This is a genomic window from Paenibacillus pinihumi DSM 23905 = JCM 16419, assembly GCF_000422505.1.
Taxonomy (GTDB): Bacteria; Bacillota; Bacilli; order Paenibacillales; family Paenibacillaceae; genus Paenibacillus_D; species Paenibacillus_D pinihumi.
The window spans coordinates 21,130-45,955 of sequence record NZ_AULX01000029.1; the positions used below are offsets into that span (position 1 = coordinate 21,130).

Sequence of the window (24,826 nt, forward strand, 5' to 3'; positions counted from 1 at the left end):
CGGTCGATAGCTACAATTAATTTAACTATTCCTATTGATTTAGTATGACTTATTTTCATAGTATAGGAGCATGAGGCCCAAACGTCAATAGGTTTAAAATAAAATTCCATATCAAGTTTAAATTGACGGACGGTCTATAAAGTGCTAAATTTATATCCAATCATTCTTATTGTATTTATTGGATATTGAAATTGGAGGTTAATTACGATGGCCCACCCACGACAAATCAAGCTGTCTGCTTACCTGGTCGGAACCGGCATGCATACGGCCTCCTGGAGGTTGCCCGGGGCACATGCAAGCTCCAGCATCGATATCGATTACTATAAGAAGCTGGCGCAGACGGCCGAGCGCGGCTGCTTTGACATCGCATTCCTTGCGGACAGCCTGGCCATAAATGAAGTATCCCACTCCATTATATTGAACCGCTTTGAGCCAATTACCCTGATTGCCGCTCTTGCTGGCGCAACCTCCAGAATCGGATTGGTTGCCACCGCGTCTACTTCCTACATTGAGCCTTTTAATCTGGCGCGCCTGCTGATGTCGGTCGATCATATCAGCAAGGGACGTGCAGGCTGGAACATCGTCACAACGAGGGATTTGTCCGGCAATACGGCCCGTAATTTCGGGGCAGAGCAGCATCTGGAGCACAGCTTCCGGTATAAACGGGCGGAGGAATTTTTGCAGGTCGTCCAGGGGTTATGGGACTCCTGGGAGGACGATGCCTTTATTCGAGATAAGGCGGCAGGCAAGTTTTTTGATCCGTCCAAGCTTCACAGGCTCCACCATCAGGGGGAATTTTTCTCCGTCGAGGGGCCGCTTAATATTGCCCGCTCCCCACAAGGCCATCCTGTGCTTGTTCAGGCGGGAACATCGGATGCCGGACAGAGCTTTTCAGTACGGTTTGCCGAGGTCATTTTCTCCATTAAGCACAAGTTTGAGGACGCGCAGCAGTTTTACCGCTCTTATAAGAATCAATTGTCACAGCATGGACGCGATCCGGAGAAGGTATTTATTATGCAAGGCATCTCCCCGATTATCGGGAAAACGGAGGAAGAAGCCGATCATAAGCGCCGGCAGCTTGAAGCGCTAATTACGAACGAAGCCGGACTCCAGTTCTTGTCCGATTATTTCACTCCCCTGGATTTTACCGGCTTTACTTTGAATTCCAGAGCCCATGAGCTTGGTCTGCACACGATTGAGCTGTCCAAATCCGATTTTAGAAAGCACCGCCCCGTCATCGCCCGGGACAATCCGACGCTGTGCGAGGTCTATTCCATGCTGACAGGCGCTTTCAGCCGCAATGAGCTGGTCGGGACTCCGGAGAAAATCGCGGACACACTGGAGCACTGGTTCCGGGAGGAAGCCGCTGACGGATTTATGCTGATGGCGCCTTCACTGCCTGACGGGCTGGAAGACTTCGTCGATCTGGTTGTCCCGATTCTTCAGAAACGAGGGCTTGTCCGTACCGAATATGAGGGGCATACGCTCCGTGACCATTTCGGTCTGTCCGCTCCTGCGAGCCGGTACGCAAATACTGCCTATGAAGACGCCGCAATCAGCAAGCCTAATTAGACAGAACAGCTCTTAACAGCACAGATGCGGACTCAACAGCACTTTAAAAACTGCTTCAGCTCAGCTCCCTGGGTCCATCCGTCCCCGGGAGAGGCGAAGCAGTTTTTTATCTTGATTCATATGGCTTTTCCAGGCCTATTCTTGCAGATGGCAGCTTACCCGCCTTCCGGGACGAATCAGCTTTAATGTTGGTTCCTCCTGGCGGCAGCGCTCCATCACAAACGGGCAGCGCGTATGAAAGGAACAGCCGGAAGGCGTATTCGAAGCACTGGGGATCTCCCCTTGCAGCTTGATTCGCCCGCGGCTCTGTCCCCGCTGCTCCGCAGGAATAGCCGAAATTAGCGCCTTCGTGTACGGATGCAGCGGCGACTCGTACAGATCGAGCACATCTGCAAGCTCTACGATTTTGCCCAGATACATGACCGCTACCCGGTCACTCATGTAATGGACAACATTCAGGTCGTGGGAAATGAACAGATAGGTAAGGGAAAAGCGCTGTTGCAAATCCTTGAGCAAATTCAATATTTGCGATTGTACAGATACATCAAGTGCGGATACGGGCTCATCCAAAACAAGAAATTCCGGCTGCAGCATAAGCGCTCTGGCAATGCCAATCCGCTGGCGCTGCCCCCCGCTCAGTTCGTGGATATACCGGGGTGCATAAGATTCATTAAGCCCGATTTGCTCCAGCATGTCCCGTACGTGCGCCTTTCGCTCGCTGCGGGTTCCGATTCGGTGAATACGCAGCGGCTCCTCCAGAAGGCCAGCTATCGTATGCTTCGGATTCATTGAGGTGTACGGGTCCTGGAAGACATACTGAATTTGCTTGCGAAGCTGCTTGTCGCGATCAGAACGCAGCCGGAGCAGGTCTTCGCCTTTATAAAATATCCGCCCGCCTGTCGGCTCCAGCAGTCTTGCTGCAAGCTGTCCGGCGGTTGATTTGCCGCAGCCGCTTTCACCGACCAGTCCGAGTGTTTCTCCTTGGCGGATATGAAGCGAAATGCCATCAACCGCTTTTAAACTCTGCTTGCTTCCCCATACGCCGCCGAGCGGGTAATGCATCTGCAACTGGTCAATTTCGACCAATGGCCGTACTTGTCGCTGGAGCTGAAACACCATTACTTATCCTCCCTTCCTGTTCGGCGGCAAAGCACCTTACTGCATGCTGTCCGCCAAGTCCGATCAGCGCAGGCTGATGCTTGAGGCAGATATCCGATGCCAGATGGCACCGGGAATAGAAACGGCAGCCTTCACCCCGCTCATGAAGCGCAGGCACCACACCCGGAATCGCATACAGCCGTTCATGCTTTTTAGCCGGTGACGGGATTGACTTGAGCAAGCCTTCCGTGTACGGGTGCTTCGGGGAATCAAACAGCTCATCGACTGTTCCCTGCTCGACGATTTGCCCGGCATACATGACGGCAATCCGGTCGCAGAGTTCTGCAATGACGCCAAGGTCATGGGAGACAAGCAGGATAGAGGTCTGATCCTCATCGCGAATTTGCCGCAGCAGATCCAGAATATCAGCCTGAATCGTCACATCGAGCGCCGTGGTCGGCTCATCGGCAATGAGCAGCTTGGGTCCGCAGCTCAACGCAATGGCAATCATGACACGCTGACGCATGCCACCGGAGAGCTGATGCGGGTAAGCCTTCAGCAGTGCTTCCGGCCTTGGCAGTTCTACCCGTTGCAGCAGCCGGATGGCCTCCCTATTAGCCTGCTGCTTTTCGAATCTAAGGTGCCGGCGCAGCATTTCTGTCAATTGCTGTCCTATCGTAAGAGACGGATTGAGCGAGGTAAGCGGGTCCTGAAAAATCATCGCCAGTTCCTTGCCCCGCAGCCTGCGGACCTGTTCGGCTGTAAATTGATGCATCGGCCTGGACTGATACCAGATTTCTCCGTCCTGAATGTGCATGCCGTCTGCGAGCAGACCCATAATGGACAGGGAAAGCACGCTTTTGCCGCAGCCGGATTCCCCTACGATCCCGATAATTTCTCCTTGCTTGACCGTGAGGTCAATGCTGTCAATAACCGTTAGAGGTTTCTTCGCCTGAAGCTGTACCTCCAGACCACGGATGTCGAGCAGCAGTTCTTCGGCAGCAGATGCAGGCTGTGCAAACTGATCCACGTAATTGAGATCACTGAATGCCTGCTCCTGTTGGATATGTGGCGCGCCCCACAATTCATTCGGCTTAACAATCGTGTCTTGCCGATTCCCGCCCACCGTTTGCTTCAGCAGCCTTTGTACAGTCGAATCATACAGTTCTTGTTCATTTTCCTCCTTGGCAAAAGGCAGCTGTTTATTCCTTTCATACTCCATCCAGGTTTGCTTGTTGGCTTCGGGCTTTTGCATGGTCTGCCGCCTTCTCTTCCTCAAAAATTTCAGCATCCTGGGCATCTCCTCCTTAGGCTCGCCGGTCCCGCAGGTCGCGGATGCCGTCTCCAAGCAAATTAAAGCCGAGCACTGTCAACGTAATGAATATTCCCGGAGCAAGTGCGAACCAGGGTGCTTTGCTGATATAGCTTTGCGATTCATTCAGCATCCGGCCCCAGCTTGGATCAGGCGGCTGCACCCCCAGCCCGAGATAGCTTAATGCCGCTTCGATGAGAATTGCAGTCGAGAAACTGAGGGATGCGGCTACAATGACAGGTGAGATGACATGTGGCACAATGTGGCGGAAAATAAGCGTTCCGTGCCCTGCTCCGAGTCCGCGCGCTGCCCTGACAAACTCAGCCTGCTTGAACTGGAGAAATCCGCTGCGGATGACGCGGGCAAAATTCGGAATTGACAAAATACCGATGGCAATCATCGTCTGGAACAGGCTAGGCTCGAAGACTGTGACCAGGATCAGCGCAAGCAGGATGCCGGGAAAGGCCAGCAGCGCATCCACCATGCGCATAAGCACCTCATCAGCCCAGCGCCCAATGTACCCGGCTGACGCGCCAATGATGAAACCGCCGGTCAGGCCGATCGCTACCGATACGAAGCCGACTGCAAATGCCGTCCGTGATGCCTCCATCACCCTGCTGAAAATATCCCTGCCGAAGTTATCCGTCCCGAACCAATGTCCGCCTCCCGGCGACTGCAACCGGCCTTGAATGTTCATTTCATTCACATCATGGGGAATATAGATAAAGCTGATGATCATCATCGAAAGCAGGATGGCGACAAGCACTATGCCAATCCATAACGTCGTTTTCGCTTTTCTCTTCATCGGGACATGTGCCCCCTATTTGTAAGGTAGATTGAATTGGATAGCAAGCAGCAATTTCACCTGCCAAGCCGTTTAGCGGATCTTCGGATTCAGCCACCGGTATGACAGATCGACGATAAAATTCACCGTGATCACAATAAGGGCAATAAGCAGCACCATGCCCTGAACAAGCGGAAAATCCCGGCTTCCAATTGCCGTTATGAGCAGCCGCCCCATCCCTGGCAGGGTGAACACCTGCTCGATGACGAGACTTCCGGCAAGTATTTCACCGAAGTTAACCCCGACGACTGTTATAACGGGAATCAGCGCATTTTTGAGCACATGACGGTAGTAGACCGAACTGTTCTTCAGTCCTTTGCTGCGGGCTGTGCGCACATAATCCTCGCCGATCTGCTCAAGCATCGTCGTACGCAAGTAACGCACGACGATGGCAATTTGCGGGATAGCCAGCGCGATTGCCGGAAGCGTCAGTGATTTGAGAGACAGCCATATATTTTCTGACCACGGTACATAGGTACTGACTGAGAACCATTTCAGAAGAAGTCCGAAGATCAGAATAAGCATAATTCCCGACCAGAAGGAAGGGATCGCAAGCCCAAGCTGGGTGCCGATGGAAATGATCAGGTCCACAGCCTTCCCTCTCGCTCTTGCTGCGGCAATGCCAAGCGGAACTGCAACAATAATTGTAAGGAGCAGCGACATAATTGCCAGAGAAAAGGTTACGGGCAGCCGGCTGGCAATAAGACCAAGCACCGGTTCAGAAAAGCGCAGTGACTGTCCGAAATCAAATTGAATGACACCTGAAATCCAGCTAAAAAACTGTTGATGCAGCGGACCGCCAATCCCCAGCTTCTGTTCCAGCTCCGCCACCTGCTCCGGCGATGCCTCCATCCCGAGGATCGCATGCGCCGGATTGCCGGGAATAATCCGAAAGGCCAGGAAGGTCAGCACGATGACAAAAAATAATGTAAGAACAAGAGTCAGCATTCGCCGTGTTACAAACAAGCGGCCTTCATCCCCTTCCCGAGCTTACGAATGAATGGACTTACTTCGTCCAATAAACAATCGATAAATCCTGCACATACAGCGGATATTGCTTATAACCTCCGAGCTTCGGCTTGAGGGCTACGTTCAAGTAAGGATCCATAATGTAGACGGCAGCCGCTTCCTTGGCCAGTGTGGTTTGCGCCTGCTTAAACAGCTCCGTACGCTTGGCGGCATCTACCTCCGTTACGGTAGCCTTCAATGCTTTGTCGAATTCGGGGCTGTTGTAATTAAAGAGGTTGTTCGGCGAATCGGACAAATACTTGTTCAAAATATCATAAGGATTCAGCTTGCCATCAAATCCGATAATCGTCGCTTCATAATCCCGGCCTTTATAGATGCGTTCCAGCCATACCGCCCATTCCACGGGCTCAATTGTCACCTTGATGCCAACTTTGGAGAGCTGCTGTGCGATGACCTCGGCAGTGGACACATGAAACGCATAGTTGGACGGAACCGACAGTTTGATGGAAATATCGTCCGCATGTCCCGCCTCAGCAAGCAATGTTTTCGCTTTTTCAACATCATACGCGTGCAAATCCTCCAGCCCTTCCTGGAAATATTGCTGCATAATCGGGCTCAGGTTAGATCCGATCTTAATGCCACGGCCAATCGCAACGCCCTGAATCAGTTCATCCTTGTTTATCGCATGATTAATCGCCTGCCTGACCCGAATGTCATCGAACGGCTTTTTGGCGATATTGTACACCAGCACCTGAACCAGATTTTGCGGTCCGCTGACCGCCTGGAAGCTGTCGCCAAGCTCCTCCAGCTTTTCCGTTCCGATTCTCGGGTAGATATCTGCTTCTCCGGTTTTCAGCGTCAGGAATGCTGCCTCCTGATCCGGGATAATCCGGAACTCCACTTTATCAAGCGCAGGTATTCCGCTGACATAGTAGTTTTCATTTTTTTCGACAACCAGCCGCTGCCCAGGCAAATATTCCTTAAACTTGAATGGCCCCGTACCGATCGGCTTCGTATTGCTGTCGGCGTAATTCTTTGGAATAACAGCAGCCGTCAGTGCGGTCAGGAAAGAGGAATTATTTTCCTTGAGCTTGATCACAACGGTTGATTCGTCTGGCGCCTCAATACCGGCAACACTGGCAAAGGCATTATTGAGCGGTTTGCCTGTGTCCGTACCGGCCAGCTTGTCATAGGAATATTTCACATCCTCTGCTTTGACCGGATTGCCGTTATGGAATTTGACGCCAGAACGAAGTTTGAATGAATAAACAAGGCCATCTGGTGTGATTTCATAGGATTCAGCAATGGCAGGATACAGCTCCCCTTTTTCATTCGGCTTCAACAGCCCTTCAAATACGTTGAACATAATTTCCGTTGTCCCGGCTGCTACAGCCAGATGCGGATCGAGATAATCCGGGTCTTGGGGAACGATAACAACCGCATTGCCGCCTTCAATCCTCCCTCCCTCGGCTGGTGTATCATCCTTCTTGTCGGCTTCACCCGGTGCTGTCGGCGGATTGGCGGATGGCGTCACCCCATTATTGCCTTTATTGTCCCCGGCGCAGGCTGCCAGAACTGCAAGAACAAGCAGAGCGATAGTTAATTGGAGCAAATAACGGGGGGTTTTAGAATGATGGATTGGTTTCACAGACTTTTCCTCCTATAGGTTGTTGTGATAAGCGATGGAATCTCTTCAATGGAATGAACAATTGGCTCATGCTGCAGCTCTTCAATGCCCAGCCGCCCAAAACGGTTGATGAGCACGGAATCGAGACCGGCCTTCGAGCTTCCCGCAACGTCGTCGTAGTAATTGTCCCCGACATAGACACTTTCCGCTGGAGATATGCCTGCCTGACGCAGGGAATAATCGAAAATTTTGCGCGAAGGCTTCTCTGCGCCCACCTCGGATGAGATGACAATATGGTCAAAATAATCCGTCAGCCCGTTATCGTCCAGTACCTGGCGGGCCGTGTTATCCCAATTGCTGATTAGCCCGATGCCGATGGAATGGCGCTTCAGCTCCTGAAGCACCTGAACGGTGAATGGGAAGGCGCACCAGTTCTGCCCCTGCTCACGTCCAATGGCCGTTAGCCGCTGATGCTGCTTATGCAGATCAAATTGAACGCCAAGCTGGTAATTCAGCACTCCTAGATACCAGGGAAAAAAGGTCGCTTGCGCTTTGCCCAGCACACCGGGATACTGGCGCATAAACAGCTTATCTGTCAGATGATAGGCCCGCTCGATTTGTCCGATATCCCGCTGGATGCCCTGCTCTTGCAAATATTGATAGAATCCTTGTTCTCTGGGCAAGTAAACCAGGGTATAGCCCAAGTCAAACCAGGCGTACGATTTATTCATGCTTCCTCCAAATACGATGTAGTTGCAGATGAAATGACGGGCAGCAGAATGTGAGACGGGTAACGTTCATGATGATATATGGTCTGCGTCGCTGTTCTGAAATCTGCCTCGGTCACCTCCCCGGGTGGTTTAATGCAGTTCGGGTTGCGGTCAAATGTCGGGAATAAGGAGCTGGTCACGTCCAGACGGATCGCATGGCCTTTCTTGAAAAGAACAGCCGTTGAGCCAAGCGAAATCTCATATCGAATCACCTTCCAAGGCTCTACCGCCTCCTGCTTCTCCAGCGAGTTCCGGTAGGATGCACGTATAATGCCTTCCGCAAGATTGTAAGCTGCACCATTCGGATGAACATCGACAAGCTTGGCGACAAAATCCGTATCTTCTGCGGATGTAGACGCATAGAGCACAACCTTGATGTCCCCTGCGACAAGCGTATCCTCTGTCAGGGGCTCCGTCGTATACACGAGCACATCGTTGCGGATCTCAATCGGCAGCTGGTTTCGCGGACCCATAGGGGTCAAATCCGGTACGGCGCCTGACCGGCCTCCAAGAGCCGCAACCGGAATAGACGGATGGTAGACATAAACATCGGGATGTTCCTGCAATGGAGGTTGCGGCGATAAACTGCCGTCTCCATTAATGGAGTTGGCACGCTCCTTGCTGTGCAGATAATACGGGACCTGCACCGGGCCGGCAGGCGGCCATTGCTGAGACTGCTCCCAGCGGTTCGCACCCATCAGAAAATACTGCACAGGAGTAACCTCATCCCAGCGGTCCTCCTCGCCTTTTAGCCAGCGGCCGAACCATTGGAGTTGCAGCTGATCAACCCGGTTGGCAGCCTCCGTTCCAAAATCGAGTTCACCTACATACCGCGACCATGGCATATGGAACCAGGGCTCTATGAGCAAATATTGATGCTCCCTCGCCTCACTGCCAGATGCGATGGAACGCAGGCTGTTAAAATTCTCAATCGAGCCGTCGAGAAAAATATCGTACCAGCCTGCCAGGTGCAGGGCAGGAACATCAACCTGGTCATACTGCTCCTTGATAGAGCGCTGACGCCAGTATTCATCCCGTGCCGGATGCTCCAGCCATTCCTTGTAATAGGGAGCAAGCTCCCCGATCACGCCGGGGGTTTCTGCCAGCGGAAGATGCTTATAGAGCGAGGGTGCTGCTGCATACCGGGCGGAAATCTCTGCGGCCCAGTCGCCTCTGCCTTGCCTCAGCGCGCTGTCCTGGCTGACGAACAGTACCCAGGACAGCGTGCATGCGAGCGCAAATGCCCCGCTGCGGTATACCTTGCCCTCATAGGCATCCGATCCGGTCATGCCGGGCACAATGCACTTCAGCGCTGGCGGGCGCGTTGCTGCGGTCAGCAGTTGGGCAGCCCCCACATAAGAGAAGCCGTACATTCCCACGCGCGGAAGCGCATAGGGCAATGCCGCTGCCCATTCGACCGTGTCATAGCCGTCCTCGGCTTCGTGGTCATAGGGCTGGAATTCCCCTTCGGATGACCATCTGCCCCGTGTATCCTGCACGACCACCACATAACCATGGCGTGCATACCAGGATGGATGGGCATAATTCATCGTCTGTGCATCTTCTTTGTTATAAGGTGTGCGCATTAACAGCACGGGATATCGCTCTGTCGTGTCCGGGCGGTAAATATCTGCAGACAGCGTGATGCCGTCCCGCATTGCGACAGGAACATTGCGTTCAATAAGAATTTGATCGATTCTGCTCTGACTTGCCATAGCTGATCTTTTTCCCCCTTAAATGCGGCTTGCAGAAGTGAATACGACTGTCATGTCATGGAAGATTTGACCCTGGCAGCAGCTTCTTCGCTTGAAATATAAGCATTTATTTCATGTGGTACACAGGTTGCATATGCTTATAAATCAAAAAAGGAGACGCACTGTATACACAGCACATCTCCGGTTAGCCGGTCAATATGACTATTCCAATTAAATTAGTTGGTTTTATGGAGAAATATTACCATTTGTTCTCATAAGGCGTCAACTCTTTTTTTACAGGCTAAGAATTTCGTTCACAATGTTCCCTTGAATATAGTTCATGGCAAGGTCCTATACATACAAGAAACAGAATAATTCATTGCTCCGGTCGACCTTATATAGCGGCTATTGTGTTAGATGAAAATAAAGCCTGATTTTAACCTTTCCGTCTGGCGCGTCCGGCGGCCGCGTCGAAAGCGCCTGATCCCTTGCTCATTTCAGGATTCCGGTCCTGTTCGCCTGTCGGCGGTGATTGCTACTTCTTTCCCTCTATGCAATCTTCGTAATAACAAGGTGTGCGGAAACTGGCCTTGTTCCTCCGGCTAATGGAGTGATCGTGAGTGCCGCGGCATTGCCAGCTGGATTTCGAACTGTAAGTACTGAATTAATGACCGTTGTTTGCACAAGAGCCATTCCTACTATTTGAGAAGTACCTGTTGCACGCCCAACCACCGTATAAGCCAGATCAGCGCTATTGAGTGTCAAAATGAGTTGACCCGGTTCGTTTACACTTACCTGAAACAAAACCTGATAAGTGCCAATTGTAGACAAGTTAAATGAGCTCGCATTTACACGGGTAATTACAGTCCCGCTGATTGGACCATCTTGTGGAAAACTTACGTCCGTGTTGGGAGCAACAGTTGCTGCGTTATTAGGAGGCATCAAGGCAAAAAAATCTGCAAAGCCTAATACTCCACCTGCCGGCCCTGCGGGTCCCGCTGAACCCGTTGCTCCTGCTGGCCCTGCCGGCCCTGCGGGTCCCGCTGAACCCGTTGTTCCTGCCGGTCCTGCTGGTCCTGCTGATCCTGCTGGTCCTGCTGGTCCTGCTGGTCCTGCTGGTCCTGCTGGTCCTGCTGGTCCTGCCAGCCCAGCTGCGCCAATTGCTCCTGCAATTCCTGCTAGACCGGCTGGTCCAAGTGCGCCTGCAAGTCCTTGGGGTCCAATCTCTCCAATCGCTCCTGCAAGTCCAGCAAGTCCTTGGGGCCCAAGTGCTCCTGCAAGTCCTTCAGGTCCAAGTGCGCCAATTGCTCCTACAAGCCCTGCAAGTCCCTGAGGCCCAAGTGCTCCTGCAAGTCCTTGGGGTCCAAGTGCGCCAATTGCTCCTACAAGACCTGCAATTCCTTGAGGCCCAAGTGCGCCTACAAGTCCTTGGGGTCCAAGTGCGCCAATTGCTCCTACAAGACCTGCAAGTCCCTGAGGTCCAAGTGCGCCTGCAAGTCCTTGGGGTCCAGCTTCTGCAATTGCTCCCGCAAGTTCTTGAAGTAATTGCTGTCTTTTAGGCGGAGGACACGGTGCCCCAACTATTTTTTTAATAACCCGACGACGTTTCTTTTTTTTTCCTTTTGGAGGGCACACAATTACGATTTTTTTCTTACATCGTTTTTTTCTTTCCACACAACTCAACAACGACACCTCCCTATACAGATGGTTAAGTATACGTGAGTCGCATATTTTAGGCATGGACTAATAGCCGGCTATTAGGTAGACTAAAAACCATTTTCCAAAAATTGGGTTAATGGCAGGGTAGTGTTATATTTCAAACCCCAACACTCTTTCAGTTGTGATTACCTCATTTAAAATCAAGACAACACAACTTTCACTGCGTCAAGCAAAATCATATTTTAGGTCTTTTTTGTACTCCAGTTACCAACATCCGGGAAGTGCTGGACAAGTAAAATTAGCTTTTTCAAACGATTTAAGACATCTTACCTCTACAAATAAAGAATGTTAACCACTCATACAAACAGCCCGGGTCCGGTGAAATACCGGCTCCGGACTGCTGCTCATAAGTTGCAGCTGATGTTCAAGTTCAGTTTGTCAGTGACAACGTCTCAGGCATGCTCTATTGATAGACTTTTAATTCACGGACAGACCACCAGTTGGAGGCAGAGCCTGTTTGCACCACCTTAATATACCTTGCATTTTGCCCGCCAAAACTTGCCGTAATAACAGGTTCGCTGCCAGTGCCTGATGCTATCGATGATCCCCAGTTGGCTCCGTCATTCGATACATAGATTTCATAGCCGCGTGCGTAATCATCATTGCTCCCGGTTGAATCCATCACTAACCTGTTGAAGCTGCGAACCGCCTTCATATCAATTGTCAACGACTGGCCCGGCACCATCGCCGTTCCTGTGCTCCATCGGGTTGCCATATTGCCGTCCAACAGGTTGGCAGGCACATCTCCGCTCGACGGATCGGAGGATGCGCTCCATCCCGTCCGGTCCAGCTCTAATGGAGTCCCTCCATTTCCGGCACCTGTGAATTCTGTGACTGTCTGCCTCATCGCCTCCGCAGGAGAATTGGCATATACCCTTCCCCCCTGGTTATTGATGACATGAGTGATTTCGCTTCCGGCTGTTCCTGCCAACCAAATGCTGGTCGCATGATGAATGTTCACACCCTGTACATTGGGAACCTCAATGCCGCTGTGCAACTTGATGGCCGCATCCCGGAAAAAGGAATATACGCCAAGCCCCCATGCCTCATGGCTGGTAACCGTATCTGCTACCTTATAGGAAGCAAAGCCGTTCACCGTTCCACCGGAGCTCATCCAAGACGATTGATTCGGTACATCGTAAGGAATCTCGGACTGATAAAAGTAAGTGCGTCCCCGCTCTCCGTTCCACAAGGTCTGATACTCGTTATGGTGTTCGTTAAATAAACCATAGATGGTCACATCGTTGCCGTTCACAACCAGACCATTTTTGGAGACGTTCGTATTCCAACCTGCCCCTGCCCCATGATCTGCACGCCACAGCCAGAAATGATCGCCGATGACATGATTGCTGTTAATACGGAGTGCGACATCATTCCGGCCAACTGTAGCGCCCCCTGTCCGGATCGTAATATCGTGCAGGGAGATCGGATTTCCGGCATGATTGGCACTGCTGCCTGACGGCCCTACTTCCAGCAATACTTCCGAATTGACAGGACCTGCATCAATCATGATGCCGGCCACCTTTACACCGTCTACATCTGCAACCGTCATAGCAGCTTGCCCGGTCACAGGTACTAAAGTAGGAAATCCGATGCCCAGAACGACCGTATTCGGGTTGGTGATGCGGATCGTATCATTCAGCGCATAAATTCCCGGCGTGAACAACAGATGCTTGCCCTGAGCCAGTGCCGCATTTATGCTTGCAGCCGTCGAAGTATCTGAACGGGCAATATAGAATTGATCAATTGAAATCGACTGCCCTGGTGTTGCGCCGTTTGCCCAACTGATTCCTTTCGTATTGGCTTGCAGAGACGGCACGAACACTTCATATTGTCCGGAAGCGCTTACAAGCAAATACGGCTTCTCCCGGATGATTGGAGTTTGCTCAACCACTGTATAAGGCGGATCAGGGAATTGTCCCGAAGGCGCATTATGGGTGCCGACAAAGACCATATTCCATACGCCATTTGTCCAGTTCGCCCACTGGCTGTTGCGTGAGAAGAACTGCTGCTGAGAAGCCGGTACAACAGCTTTGTCTACGACAGAGTCAGCCAGGAAACCGCCGCTCGCCCATCCGGCATTCCAGTTGTTATCAAAATCAAACAAATGAAGATCGCCTTTGATGTGCAACCGGCGAAGCGGAGCGGCCTGTGATACAGCAATTTGCGTCGTACCGCTGGCAGGGTTAATCGTAAGATTCTCAATTGACCGCCAGAAATTGCGCGTGGCATTGCCATTATCCCAATCCGCGTTGACATTCAAACCGCCGTTAATGTTCACATCCCCCGGGTTTTGCCCGATGCCTGCTGCATGGGTATAAAATCCAACGTTAAAATTGACATTATAGGTCCCCGGCTTAAACAGAAACGCATACCTGGAACTGCTGAATTCATTGGATTCTTGCTCCGCGAATACGGAGGCGGTAACCGACTGGATCTCCGTTACCGGCGTGGACGGATCGAAGACATAGACATTCGGGCCGAAAATAGTAGCATTGGCGCTGCTTGCAGGGCCTGCCTCTACCTTGGCCGGTTGCAGCGGACCCAGACTTGCGGCAACTGCCAGAACAATCATCGACATGACCATCTTCTTCAACATACAATTATCCCTCCTTAATCAGATCAGCAGGGTCTCCCATTAAATGTTTGTGTCAAGTGAAGCTGTTCCAAATTCCGCTCCCGGCTCCATACAAAACATTCTTTATGAAAGCGCATTCTTTTTTCTTGTATCACCTCCCTTTCTGATTATATGGAGATTGGCCTTTATCGGTTTTTGGGAAATTCATATGTGTATGAATGCATTGCAGGGGATATATGGCGTGTATATAGTGAAGGAATAAATTAGGCGGGTATACACTAACTATAGCGAATATGTTAATCGTTTACAATCAAAATATGTCTCTGGACCGGGATTTATTTCAGGGGCATCAGGTGTGGGATTTGGAAATTTAAGGATCTGCCCTCTCTCCTTTTAAAAGCGAAGTTGATGGTGAACAAAGTACCGGAGAATGTGACTCATTCAGATATAGAATCAAGGGAGCACAACTATTTTACATCATTAAATGCGTGCAAACACGTATGATTATATCACGCAAATTGACCATTTTATGCTATAATGAACTTCAGATGATGTGTTTTACGTGAAATTAGAACATGCGTTGGAAGGAGCTGCGGCAAATGAGAGATACGGAAGCACATATTGAGAAGGAAAACTCGCTTGGCCATGTAGTCAAGGTTCAGCATGTCATTGATTTTATTGTCCTGGCCGAACTGCAAAATGGCCGTCGGTACGGAAAGCAGCTGGACCGTGTTATCACGCTGGCGCTCCAGGGTGTTGGCGTCAACGACTCCTATCTCGCACAGCGGTTGAAGAAGCTCGCAGAGAAAGGCCATGCTACAAGCCAGTGGGACGATGACAACCGTTACAACCGGTATTATGAAATTACGGATTCCGGCCTCGAATACTTCAGGCAGCTTCAGCGTGATCTGCCCGAGCGTGTCGCCCTGGCGCTCAAGGTGTACAAGCTGTTTGAGAATACGATGAAGAAGCATCAGGTGTAGCTCGCAGTCTCTTTGACGACAAGCGCCGGTGCCGCATTTCGCCAGTAAGCCCATCATGACGGAAGATTAAGAACCACTCATAATCCCATCATATCCCTGTTAATCTATGCTAAAATGGTAGAATCACAACAAGGAAGGTGAGAACTTACAATGGGATCATGGGGAAAAACAGCACTCGAAAGTGATGAAGGGCTTGATATTCTTGATGTATTAATTGAATATCCGGCGGACCGGCAAACTGTCCACTTAAAGGATCTGTTCTATCATTACCGGGGGCTCGGATTTCTCTCTGAGGACCCGGAAGAAGAGGATTTCCTTTATGATCAGACGGCCATCGCCCTGGCTGAAATTGTATGTGCCTATATCGAAAACGGCAAGACAAAATATGAGAAATTAAGCGGCCTGAAGGAGATTGTCTGGGACACGGAAAACCTCCTTGAGTTAAGACAGCTGGTTCAGCAGGTTCGGGATAACAAAGGCGGGGACCGGGAGCTCTATGAATTGTGGGATGAAGATCCGGAGTGGCTTGCACATCTGGATCATGTAATTCGCACTTTGTCGCAGCGGCTATAGATAACTTTGAATTATACAAAGAACGCAGCCCTCAGCGGCTGCGTTTTTCCATTTTTTCAGCTTGAATACGACAATGACACCTTGCGGGTCTATACCAGTGTAAATCCAAATAAGGATTGTTCCTGTTCAAGCTGCCGCCTCATTTCATTTAAATAGGCCAGTTGTTGAGCGGTCATATGATTATGATCCGCATACCTGTCCTTATCCTATTTGGCAACCGGCTGTCTGGCCTCATCCGTCCAATGTATAGTACACTTTTGGAAGTGAATGTTTTGCAATATAAAATCAACAAAAGGAGTCGATTAGTATGGAATATCGTCAGCTTGGCACATGTGGGATGAAAGTTTCCGTTTTGGGGCTTGGAACAAACGCCTTCGGGAAAAGAGCAGACGAGGAGATCTCCATCCGAATTATTCATCAGGCGATGGACAGCGGCATTAATTTTATCGATACCGCCAATATTTATGCAGGCTCAGAGTCGGAGCGAATCATCGGCGAAGCGTTAAGTGGCCGTCGGCAGAGCGCTGTCCTGACAACCAAGGCAGGGTTAATCAATGGACAAGGGCCGAATGACCGCGGTTCTTCGCGCTTTCACCTGCAGCAGGAGCTGGAAAACAGCCTGCGCCGCTTGAAAACTGATTACGTCGATCTGTATCAAATTCATACCTTTGACCCGTATACTCCGTTGGAGGAAACCTTGCGTACACTCGATGATATGGTAAGCGCAGGCAAGGTACGGTATATCGGCGCTTCCAACTATGCGGCCTGGGAGCTGATGAAGGCTCTTGGCATTAGCGATCACAAAGGATTTATCCGCTACACCTCGACCCAAAACAGCTACTCTCTGGCTGATCGCACGATTGAACAAGAGCTTGTTCCATTGTGTCTGGATCAGGGGCTTGGCATCATACCATACTTCCCGCTGGCTGGCGGCATCTTGAGCGGAAAGTACAGTCATGGGGACATCCCGGCTGCCTCCAGAGCAAGCACAGATCCAAGCTTCAACCGTTTCCTTGAAGAACCGGCGATTCAGCTTGGACAACAAGTGAGCAGACTGGCTGAGGAATACGGTACAACACCTAGCGCACTTTCGCTTGCCTGGCTGATGGACCGCCCTGCTGTCTCGACGGTTATTGTCGGCGCTACCCGTCCGGATCAGCTGGAGGATAATCTAAAAAGCACAGGACTGGTGCTGAAACAGGAGCAGAAGGATAAATTAGACGCGGTCAGCGAGCCGTTCCGCTATGGCAAGCCGTTCGCGGTATATCGTTTGCCTTAAGCAAACGTTGCACAAAACAAAACCGGCTGCTTCCGTCATACAGGACGAAGTACAGCCGGTTTTGTTTTGCTCACAGAGTATGCCCTACTGTCATACAGCACATCTCTTCATCATTATTAATAAAGCGTTGCTGCGACCTCCCTGGAAAAAGGAACCGCCTCCCCTTCCCGTCCGGTGCGGATTTTCTCCGCCCATTCCGGATCAGCCAGCAATGCACGTCCTACAGCTACAAGGTCAATTTCATTGCTGTCCAGCTTCTCTGCCAAGGTCTCCAGTTTGGAATCCTCGCTATACGCTCCCGTCATATCCACATTAAGACCAACGGACCCTACAGTAATTACCGGCTTGCCTGTCAGCTTTTTCACCCAGCCTGCAAAGCTTAATGGCGATCCTTCAAACTCCGGCTCCCAAAACCGGCGGGATGAGCAGTGGAAAATATCGACACCGGCCTTGACCAGCGGCGCCAGGAATTGCTCCAGCTCCTCTGGTGTTGTGGCAAGCTTGGCTGTGTACGCATCCAGCTTGAACTGGGAAATACGCAGACTAATTGGAAAATCAGGTCCGACAGCCTTGCGAACGGCCTCAATGACTTCAACTGCAAATTGTGTCCGCGCTGCGAGATCACCGCCATAACGGTCCGTCCGCTGGTTGGTCACCTCCCAGAAAAACTGGTCAATCAGATAGCCGTGAGCCCCGTGCAGCTCCACTCCGTCGAATCCGACCCGCTTGGCATCGGCTGCTGCCTCGGCAAAGGCCTGCACAACCGCTGCAATATCCGCTTCCGTCATCGCTTCACCTGTCTTCGTTCCGGTTTCATCCAGCCCGGAAGGCCCGATTGAAGCCACCTCCGGATTCGGCACAGACTCACCCGGCTTCCTCGACGTTCCGAAATGCCAGATTTGAGGGATAATCTTCCCTCCCGCTTCATGGACCTCCTTTACCACTTGCGCCCAGCCATTCAAGGCTGCTTCACCATGAATCGTCGGAATACTTGTCATTCCTGATGCCGCAGGGTGGTTAATGGTGGTGCCTTCCGTAATAATTAATCCGGTGCCGTTTGCAGCGCGGCGGCGGTAATAGGCTGCAACATCCGGCCCCGGTACGCCCTCCGGAGAGAAGCTTCTGGTCATTGGAGCCATGACAATCCGGTTCCCGGTGCTGAGCTTATCGCTTGCAAATGGCTGAAATAGTGATGCTACGGCTTGAACAGTTTGTGTCGTTTTCATAAGTATGCCTCCTTGTATTATGATGCTTTGCACCCCCATATCAAGGGTAAGCAAAATGTAAGATCTAAATCTGGAACCGTTTCGTTTTAGCCTCTGCGATCAATTGTCACAGCATCATGTATCTATTCAAGAATATCCATTCTTAAACTGGAACGACGAGACCGCCTTGAACTTTCTAGCAAGACTATACCCCATTCAAGAACGTTCAGTCAAGTATTTTTTTTCATTTCCGGTGACCTGAAATCCATACCTGTTTTATTCCCTCGTTCCGGGCGGATTATTCCAGCCTAACAGCTTGACAGGCAACAATAACTTTTATAGAATTATTGCTTACTGATCGTTCTTAAACCGAATTGTGAAAAAGGATGTGAAAGACGCATATGGCCAGACCAAGAGAATTTGATCAGGAGGTTGCGCTGCAAAAAGCGGCTGAACTGTTCTGGGAAAAAGGATACGAACGCACCTCAATTGCCAACCTGGTCGAACAAACGAATGTTCACAGGGGCAGCTTATACGATACATTCGGGGATAAAAATCAATTGTTTTTGGCTTGTCTGGACTGGTTCCGTCTGAATAAATATGATTCTGTATTTGGGATATTGGCTGCCCCCGGCAACCCAAAGGAAATATTAAAGCTCTTTTTCGAGCGGACTATTGACTGGGCCATGGAAGACAATAACGGGCAAAGAGGATGCTTTATGGCCAACACAGCGATGGATCTCGGTGCTTCCGATCCCAATGTGGCGAGCCGTATTGAAGCCTTTAATCTGGATGTAGAGAAGAGCTTCTATCATTTGCTGGAGCGGGCACAGAACGAAGGACAAATCAATAGCAGCCTCACGCTGCGCGAGCTGGCGAGATTTCTTGCCGGCACCAGACTTGGACTCTATGCGATAGCCAAAACGACCACTAACCGCAAGGCGCTTGAGGACATTTGCAAAGTAGCCCTGTCATTTCTGGACTAATTCAAGCTATATGCCGAACTGCTGTTTTCAGCTAAAAAAGCTGCCCCGGAACGATTCCGGGACAGCTTTTGCTTTAGCTTGGCATTTTACTGTAAAGGCTCAGCTATATTGATATTGCGCATGATGTAACCGGCTGTATATGCCGCCGGAAGCAATAAGTTCCTGATGACTGCCTTGCTCTGCAATGCCGTTCTCATTAACAACGATAATACGGTCCGCATTTTTAATTGTCGCCAGACGGTGGGCAATAACGAGCGTTGTTCTGCCCTTTGCCAGCTCGGACAACGATTGCTGAATCATCGCTTCTGTCTCCGTATCAAGGGCCGAGGTAGCCTCGTCCAGAATCAGAATCGGCGGGTTCTTCAGGAACATGCGCGCGATCGCCATGCGCTGCTTCTGTCCACCCGAGAGCTTGACGCCGCGCTCACCGATAATCGTATTCATCCCTTCCGGAAGCTGGTTGATCATGTCCACCAGCGAGGCACGCCGTGCAGCCTCCCAGATCTGCTCGTCCGTAGCTTTTAGATCGCCATAAGCGATGTTTTCCCTGATTGTACCAGCGAACAGGAATACATCCTGCTGCACAATTCCGATATTTCTGCGCAAAGAATGCAGTTGCAAGTTGCGAATATCCTTGCCATCTACGGTAATACTGCCTTCATTCACATCATAGAACCGCGGAAGCAGGCTGCAGATCGTTGTTTTCCCCGCTCCTGACGGCCCCACAAAGGCAACTGTCTCACCCGCACGAATGGATAAGTTGATGCCTTTCAATATGTCCCTGCCTGCCTCGTAACCGAATGTTACATTATCAAAGCGGATGTCGCCTTTAAGCGTTTTGGCTTCAACCGCATCCTTGGCATCTGCAATATCCGGCTCGGTATCCAGCAGCTCAATATACCGTTTGAAGCCTGCGATTCCTTTTGGATAGCTCTCAATAACCGCATTTATTTTTTCAATCGGACGGAAGAAGACATTGGACAGCAGCAGGAATGCCAAGAAATCCCCAAGCTCAAGCTTGCCGTTAATAAAGAACCATGCTCCGCAGATCATAACGAATACGGTAATGAACCGCATGAGCATATAGTTGATCGACAAGCTTCTCGCCATCGTCTTGTAGGCCATCAGTTTGGTTTCCCGGAAATTCTGATTATCTTTGGCAAACAGCTTTTTCTCATGCTCTTCGTTAGCAAAAGATTGAACGACGCGGATACCCCCAACATTTTCTTCAATACGGGCATTGAAGCTGCCCACATTGCCGAACAGACGGCGGTAGGTTTCCGTCATTTTGCCTCCGAACACAATGATCAGCCAGGCCATAATTGGAATGATAACGAAGGTCAGCAGCGCCAGCTCCAAATTGATGTAAGCCATTACGGAGAACGAACCGACAAGCGTCATCACCGCAATGAACACGTCCTCCGGCCCGTGGTGCGCCACCTCTCCGATCTCATTAAGGTCATTCGTTACCCGGCCGACGAGATGCCCGGTCTTGTTGTTATCAAAGAACCGGAACGACAGCTTCTGGAGGTGGTCAAACACTTTCCTCCTCATATCCGTCTCAATATTGATCCCCAGCATATGTCCCCAATACGTGACGACATAGTTCAGCAGGGTATTGAGTGCATATACGGCAAGCAGCCCGATGCCTGCAATCACAATCACCCGCCAGTTGCCGCTTGGCAGCAAATCATCAATAAATCCTCTCACAGCAAGCGGAAAAGCGAGCTCGAGCAATCCTGCGATAACTGCACAGGTAAAATCGAGCACAAATAATCCTTTATAAGGACGGTAATACGAAAAAAATCTACGAAGCATGCCTTACTGGTCTCCTCTCTCTCTTGTGCCAGATGATTCGTCATGTTCCCCCGTTTGCTCTCCCGGACGTCCGCAAACTTACTTACACGCAAGAAGGCAGGACAATGTCCTGCCTTCACTCTCCCTCCGGGCAGCAAACGCATACGATTCTGTGTACAAATGTATATGATTAATTGTCCGGTGTCAACGCTCCGGCTAGCAAAACAAGGAAGGAGTTTTCATTTTTTCGAAAGCTCTTTTTATCTTGTTTAAGTCTGCTGCCCCTGGAATTGCCCATTCCTGACAGCCTTCACGTCATACATGTGAACGACCGTGTCCAGAATGTAATCAGGCGGAGTCTGGCCCCTGCTGTCGCGATGGCCTTGAAGATGCTCCGGGCTCTTCTCCCAGTTTTTCCACGCCTCCTCGGATTCCCAGCGAATGATAACCATCACTTCCTCTGTCTCCTTGCTTCGCTTGTTCACCATGACGCTGACATCAATCAGCCCGTCGCGCTTGTCCAGCACTCCCGGCTCACTGAATCTTGCGACCACCTGATCGGCATGGCCCTTGGTCACTGTTATTGTACGGGTTTGTACCAGCATGGCAATCCCTCCTGTATGAATTAACTGCTTGTCCCGATCATGATAATGATTCTTATTCGCAAACACACTTTCCATTTTACAACAAAAAGGAGAAAACGGAATGGATATTTCGTCTTCTCCATGGACTTTTCTATTTCCGGATTACCGGTTCTGTTTGCCTGAGTATAAGTATTTGACGATCTGGTCGATTAGCCTCTCGTGCATGATCGAGTTATACAGGAACGGCTCATCCAGATGAATCAGAATGCTTCTCCGCTTCCCTTCGCCGCCCTCCAGACCGTGCTTCCACTGCTGCTGCAGCTGCCTGCAAAAGGTTTCACCTGCCGGAAATTCGATCAGGAACAGTGCATTCTCACTGCCGAGTGCCATCACCTTCTGAAGCTCCGAAACGTCCATATGAATAAGATCATTAACTTCCCCTGGCACTTTTATATGAAACTCGTCATAGATCAAATCCGTAAACTTTCGAATTTGCCTTCCATAAATGCGATAATTATATTCCCCCGGTCCCATCTCTCTAATCCCGACAATCAGATATGGAATATCCGGCCACAGCTGCTCCACCTGCTGCCGGGCATTGTCTGTTTTGCGCCGGAAATCTGTCAGCCAGCGATCCGCCACGCTTTCCAGATCAAGCAGGCGGGCAAATTCCAGCAGCCGCTGCTGCCAGGAATATTCATACCAGTCATAGACAACGACAGGCGCGATGGCATTCAAATCCTGAATCAGGTCCTCCGGAAGGGGACCAGTCAAAATATAATCCGGCCGTGTGCGGCTGATTTCCTCCAAATAACGTTTCCTGTTATCCAGATCCAGGTCCCAGTCCCGCCCAAATACGACGCGCGGGGTGATGCCAAGCACAGCCAGATCACCGACAAATACGGAACATAGCACAGCCAGCGATACTTGCGCCCGTGAAGCAAATTCCGTTGGGGCCAGCCCCATATGCTTCTTGAACAGCCTGCTAAAATAGTATTCATCATGATAACCGACGGAATGTGCCGCTTCGGCCACGCTTACTCCCGGATCGGCCAGCAGCCCAAGCGAGGCATTCAGCCGGGCATTGATCAGATACTTGAGCGGGCTCAAGCCTGTAATTTTGCGAAAAGCTTTATAAAACCGGCTGGAGCCGGCTCCCGAGCTTTTCGCCAGTTCCTCCATGCCAAGCGCCGATTCATAATTGTCCAGAATGTCCTGCCTTGTCTCCTCCACGAGCCCGGCAATTTCCGCCTCCTCCATGCCCGCTCTTGGTTTTGGCTTCGTACAGGCGGCAGCGATCGCATACAGCCTCGATTGCACCAGATAATAGTCTGTTGCCGGGCTGCCGGGATGACAAGCAACAAACTCGGAAATCCAGTTTTTCATTTGCGGCATGCGGAAGCTGCTCAGGACAGGCTCGCCTTCCTCACACTGTCCTCCGCTTGACTGGAACGATATGAGGACCAGCTCCGCATTCAATGCAGAACCAGAATACACCGCAACAGCGTAACCGGCCGGAATAAAAAACACTTCTCCCGCAGCGATATGAAGTATCCTGCCCCCTCTGCGCTTGCCCTGCTGACAGCTTTTAAGGATAGAAGCATGAAGTCCGCTTTTCATGCAAATTCCGAAGCGCTCATATGGACTCGCTTCAAGTGTCTGTTCTTCACCCCCGCCTATGATCCATTCGCTGGATTCCATATAGTGCAGCTGTGAATGAATGGATACGGCTTGCAATTCAATCTCCCCCGTTACAAAAATTATGGCCTGTATATCGACTCTCATTTATCTGATAATAAAGATTCTCAATATCAATCAAGCGTTAACTGTTGACGCTGCCTTGAGCATGCAGCACCTTTTCGCGCAACAGAATCAGGCAAGTTTCTTTCCTTCAACTTCTATCGTCTTGATCAGAAGTACAAAAAAAGAGCCGGCCCAATCGAGCAGCCAACTCTATTATACTTAATTCTGGCAGGTTTGGTTGAACAATTGTCCAAATCCTAGAATGCCAGCTGTTACCGCATGCTCTCTCCGCTGTCAATACCGATTCCTGCCGCACGGCGCATCAGCACATACAGCAGGAGAAATCCGGCCACGCTGAGCAGGGAAAGGACAGAACCAAGCCTGTACATCGTAACGGCTCCGAGATTCTGAAATACCCAGCCGCCTGCAATCCCTGCAATAATGCCGGCCACCCCGCCCCAGCTTAATGCATACAAGGCCTGCCCTGATGCCCTGAATTGCTGGGGCACCAGCACGGATGTCAATTGGGTTCCGATATAGTAAAAACCGCCGAATGTAACGCTGTTCATGACTTGAATGCCAATGACCTCATAGGGGGAAGTAGCAGCCGACATCAGGAGCCATCGTACCGAATAGAGCAGGCTGACCAGTGCAAGGCCCATAATCATGGCTTTCTTGCCTTTGGGCATGTAACGGTCGAACAGGAGGAACACTGGGATTTCAAAGATTGAGGTTAAAAAAGCCGATAATCCGATCAACCCTTCCGTGCCGCCAAGCTCAGACATGTAGAGTGGCATGAAGGTTGAATTCATCCCGTTCGGAATCGAGATCAGTACGCCAATAAGAAGAAACACAATAAACCATTTATTTTTAAAAATACTGGCATAGCTGCCCTGTTCGGCAGCCGATTTCGGACTGATATTCCTGCGGGGAAGCCATAAGGCCACGACGATGGCCGCCAGCATAATGAGACTGTACACGATCCAGAGACGCTGAATGCCAATCATGCCGATAACCGGACCGGCACTGACTGCCATCAGCGCCCAGCCCAGAGAGCCCCAGAGCCGGAATTCGCCGAAACGCCTTCCTGTGCCCTCAATCGTATCCAGAATGAGGCTGTTGCTTTGGGAAAAAAGCGGGCTTTCAAAAAAGAAATAGGCCAGCATAATCATAACCAGAACCGGATAGGAAAAGCCGATGAATGCCGCCTGCATCAAAATGAGATTGCCGAACAACAGGACTAACAGGACACGCTTGGTGTTATGCCAGCGGTCGCTGATATAGCCCCAGAACGGATTCGCAAGCACCGATATAAACGGCCCTCCGGCAAGCAAAACCCCGATCTGGAAGGAGGAGACGCCAACGGAATGCAAATAGAGCGGAAAAAATGACATGTAAATCGCAATGGCGCCGTAAATAAAGAAATTAAAGCTCTTGATTACAGCAAACGATTGCGGTTGCGCGGACGAAGCCTGCTTCATGTTACCCTCCCT

19 protein-coding genes are annotated in these 24,826 nt (G+C 50.7%); 5 read left to right on the forward strand and 14 right to left on the reverse strand.

What is annotated here, in order from left to right:
• Positions 1–207 precede the first annotated feature (207 nt).
• On the forward strand, positions 208–1,572 hold the full coding sequence (locus H583_RS0110850; protein ID WP_028560490.1) for an LLM class flavin-dependent oxidoreductase: 1,365 nt from the start codon (positions 208–210) through the stop codon (positions 1,570–1,572).
• A gap of 135 nt (positions 1,573–1,707) precedes the next feature.
• Here the strand turns inward: H583_RS0110850 and H583_RS0110855 are convergent, their stop codons facing one another.
• The 9 genes from H583_RS0110855 to H583_RS0110895 all read right to left on the reverse strand — a co-directional run bounded on the left by H583_RS0110855 (position 1,708) and on the right by H583_RS0110895 (position 14,204).
• Entirely contained in the window at positions 1,708–2,691 is a 984-nt protein-coding gene (locus H583_RS0110855; RefSeq protein WP_028560491.1) for an ABC transporter ATP-binding protein, read from the reverse strand.
• Positions 2,645–3,961 carry an ABC transporter ATP-binding protein gene (locus tag H583_RS32575; protein ID WP_245585896.1) on the reverse strand — a complete coding sequence of 439 codons (1,317 nt, stop codon included), beginning with the start codon at positions 3,959–3,961 and terminating at the stop codon, positions 2,645–2,647. The genes H583_RS0110855 and H583_RS32575 overlap by 47 nt, the downstream gene beginning before the upstream one ends.
• Positions 3,962–3,977: 16 nt before the next feature.
• Positions 3,978–4,787: an ABC transporter permease gene (locus H583_RS0110865; RefSeq protein WP_028560492.1), complete on the reverse strand. Its 810-nt coding sequence runs from the start codon at positions 4,785–4,787 to the stop codon at positions 3,978–3,980.
• A 72-nt stretch (positions 4,788–4,859) separates the two neighbouring features.
• Positions 4,860–5,792 carry an ABC transporter permease gene (locus tag H583_RS0110870; protein ID WP_028560493.1) on the reverse strand — a complete coding sequence of 311 codons (933 nt, stop codon included), beginning with the start codon at positions 5,790–5,792 and terminating at the stop codon, positions 4,860–4,862.
• A 40-nt stretch (positions 5,793–5,832) separates the two neighbouring features.
• Positions 5,833–7,443 carry an ABC transporter substrate-binding protein gene (locus H583_RS0110875; protein WP_028560494.1) on the reverse strand — a complete coding sequence of 537 codons (1,611 nt, stop codon included), beginning with the start codon at positions 7,441–7,443 and terminating at the stop codon, positions 5,833–5,835.
• Positions 7,440–8,153, reverse strand: coding sequence for an HAD family hydrolase (locus tag H583_RS0110880; RefSeq protein WP_036709233.1), 714 nt, complete (start codon positions 8,151–8,153; stop codon positions 7,440–7,442). Before H583_RS0110880 ends, H583_RS0110875 begins: the two co-directional genes overlap by 4 nt.
• Positions 8,150–9,907 (reverse strand): CocE/NonD family hydrolase, encoded by a 1,758-nt coding sequence (locus tag H583_RS32580; protein WP_051236305.1) that lies wholly within the window; start codon positions 9,905–9,907, stop codon positions 8,150–8,152. The genes H583_RS0110880 and H583_RS32580 overlap by 4 nt, the downstream gene beginning before the upstream one ends.
• A gap of 528 nt (positions 9,908–10,435) precedes the next feature.
• Positions 10,436–11,578 carry a collagen-like domain-containing protein gene (locus H583_RS0110890; RefSeq protein ID WP_342663521.1) on the reverse strand — a complete coding sequence of 381 codons (1,143 nt, stop codon included), beginning with the start codon at positions 11,576–11,578 and terminating at the stop codon, positions 10,436–10,438.
• A 430-nt stretch (positions 11,579–12,008) separates the two neighbouring features.
• The gene (locus H583_RS0110895; protein WP_028560497.1) at positions 12,009–14,204 is read right to left on the reverse strand and encodes a discoidin domain-containing protein; all 2,196 of its coding nucleotides are present in this window, start codon (positions 14,202–14,204) and stop codon (positions 12,009–12,011) included.
• A 578-nt stretch (positions 14,205–14,782) separates the two neighbouring features.
• On the opposite strand from H583_RS0110895, the gene H583_RS0110905 reads away from it, so the two are divergent.
• From H583_RS0110905 to H583_RS0110915, 3 genes are all read left to right on the forward strand, one after another.
• Positions 14,783–15,166: a PadR family transcriptional regulator gene (locus tag H583_RS0110905; RefSeq protein WP_028560499.1), complete on the forward strand. Its 384-nt coding sequence runs from the start codon at positions 14,783–14,785 to the stop codon at positions 15,164–15,166.
• Between the two features lie 150 nt (positions 15,167–15,316).
• Positions 15,317–15,739 carry a DUF4259 domain-containing protein gene (locus H583_RS0110910; RefSeq protein ID WP_028560500.1) on the forward strand — a complete coding sequence of 141 codons (423 nt, stop codon included), beginning with the start codon at positions 15,317–15,319 and terminating at the stop codon, positions 15,737–15,739.
• A 307-nt stretch (positions 15,740–16,046) separates the two neighbouring features.
• Positions 16,047–17,018, forward strand: coding sequence for an aldo/keto reductase (locus H583_RS0110915; protein ID WP_028560501.1), 972 nt, complete (start codon positions 16,047–16,049; stop codon positions 17,016–17,018).
• A 116-nt stretch (positions 17,019–17,134) separates the two neighbouring features.
• Here the strand turns inward: H583_RS0110915 and H583_RS0110920 are convergent, their stop codons facing one another.
• A complete protein-coding gene (locus H583_RS0110920; RefSeq protein ID WP_028560502.1) occupies positions 17,135–18,244 on the reverse strand; it encodes an NADH:flavin oxidoreductase in 1,110 nt (369 codons plus the stop codon).
• Positions 18,245–18,624: 380 nt separating this feature from the next.
• Between H583_RS0110920 and H583_RS0110925 the strand changes: the two genes are divergently transcribed.
• Positions 18,625–19,209: a TetR/AcrR family transcriptional regulator gene (locus H583_RS0110925; RefSeq protein WP_028560503.1), complete on the forward strand. Its 585-nt coding sequence runs from the start codon at positions 18,625–18,627 to the stop codon at positions 19,207–19,209.
• 99 nt (positions 19,210–19,308) lie between these two features.
• Here H583_RS0110925 and H583_RS0110930 read toward each other — a convergent pair whose 3' ends face one another.
• The 4 genes from H583_RS0110930 to H583_RS32585 form a co-directional block, all read right to left on the reverse strand.
• Positions 19,309–21,027 (reverse strand): ABC transporter ATP-binding protein, encoded by a 1,719-nt coding sequence (locus H583_RS0110930; RefSeq protein ID WP_028560504.1) that lies wholly within the window; start codon positions 21,025–21,027, stop codon positions 19,309–19,311.
• A gap of 248 nt (positions 21,028–21,275) precedes the next feature.
• Positions 21,276–21,611 (reverse strand): antibiotic biosynthesis monooxygenase, encoded by a 336-nt coding sequence (locus H583_RS0110935; RefSeq protein ID WP_028560505.1) that lies wholly within the window; start codon positions 21,609–21,611, stop codon positions 21,276–21,278.
• Positions 21,612–21,752: 141 nt separating this feature from the next.
• Positions 21,753–23,327 carry an AraC family transcriptional regulator gene (locus tag H583_RS0110940; RefSeq protein ID WP_028560506.1) on the reverse strand — a complete coding sequence of 525 codons (1,575 nt, stop codon included), beginning with the start codon at positions 23,325–23,327 and terminating at the stop codon, positions 21,753–21,755.
• Between the two features lie 278 nt (positions 23,328–23,605).
• Positions 23,606–24,814, reverse strand: a complete 1,209-nt coding sequence (locus tag H583_RS32585; RefSeq protein ID WP_036709240.1) for an MFS transporter — start codon at positions 24,812–24,814, stop codon at positions 23,606–23,608.
• Positions 24,815–24,826: the final 12 nt, after the last annotated feature.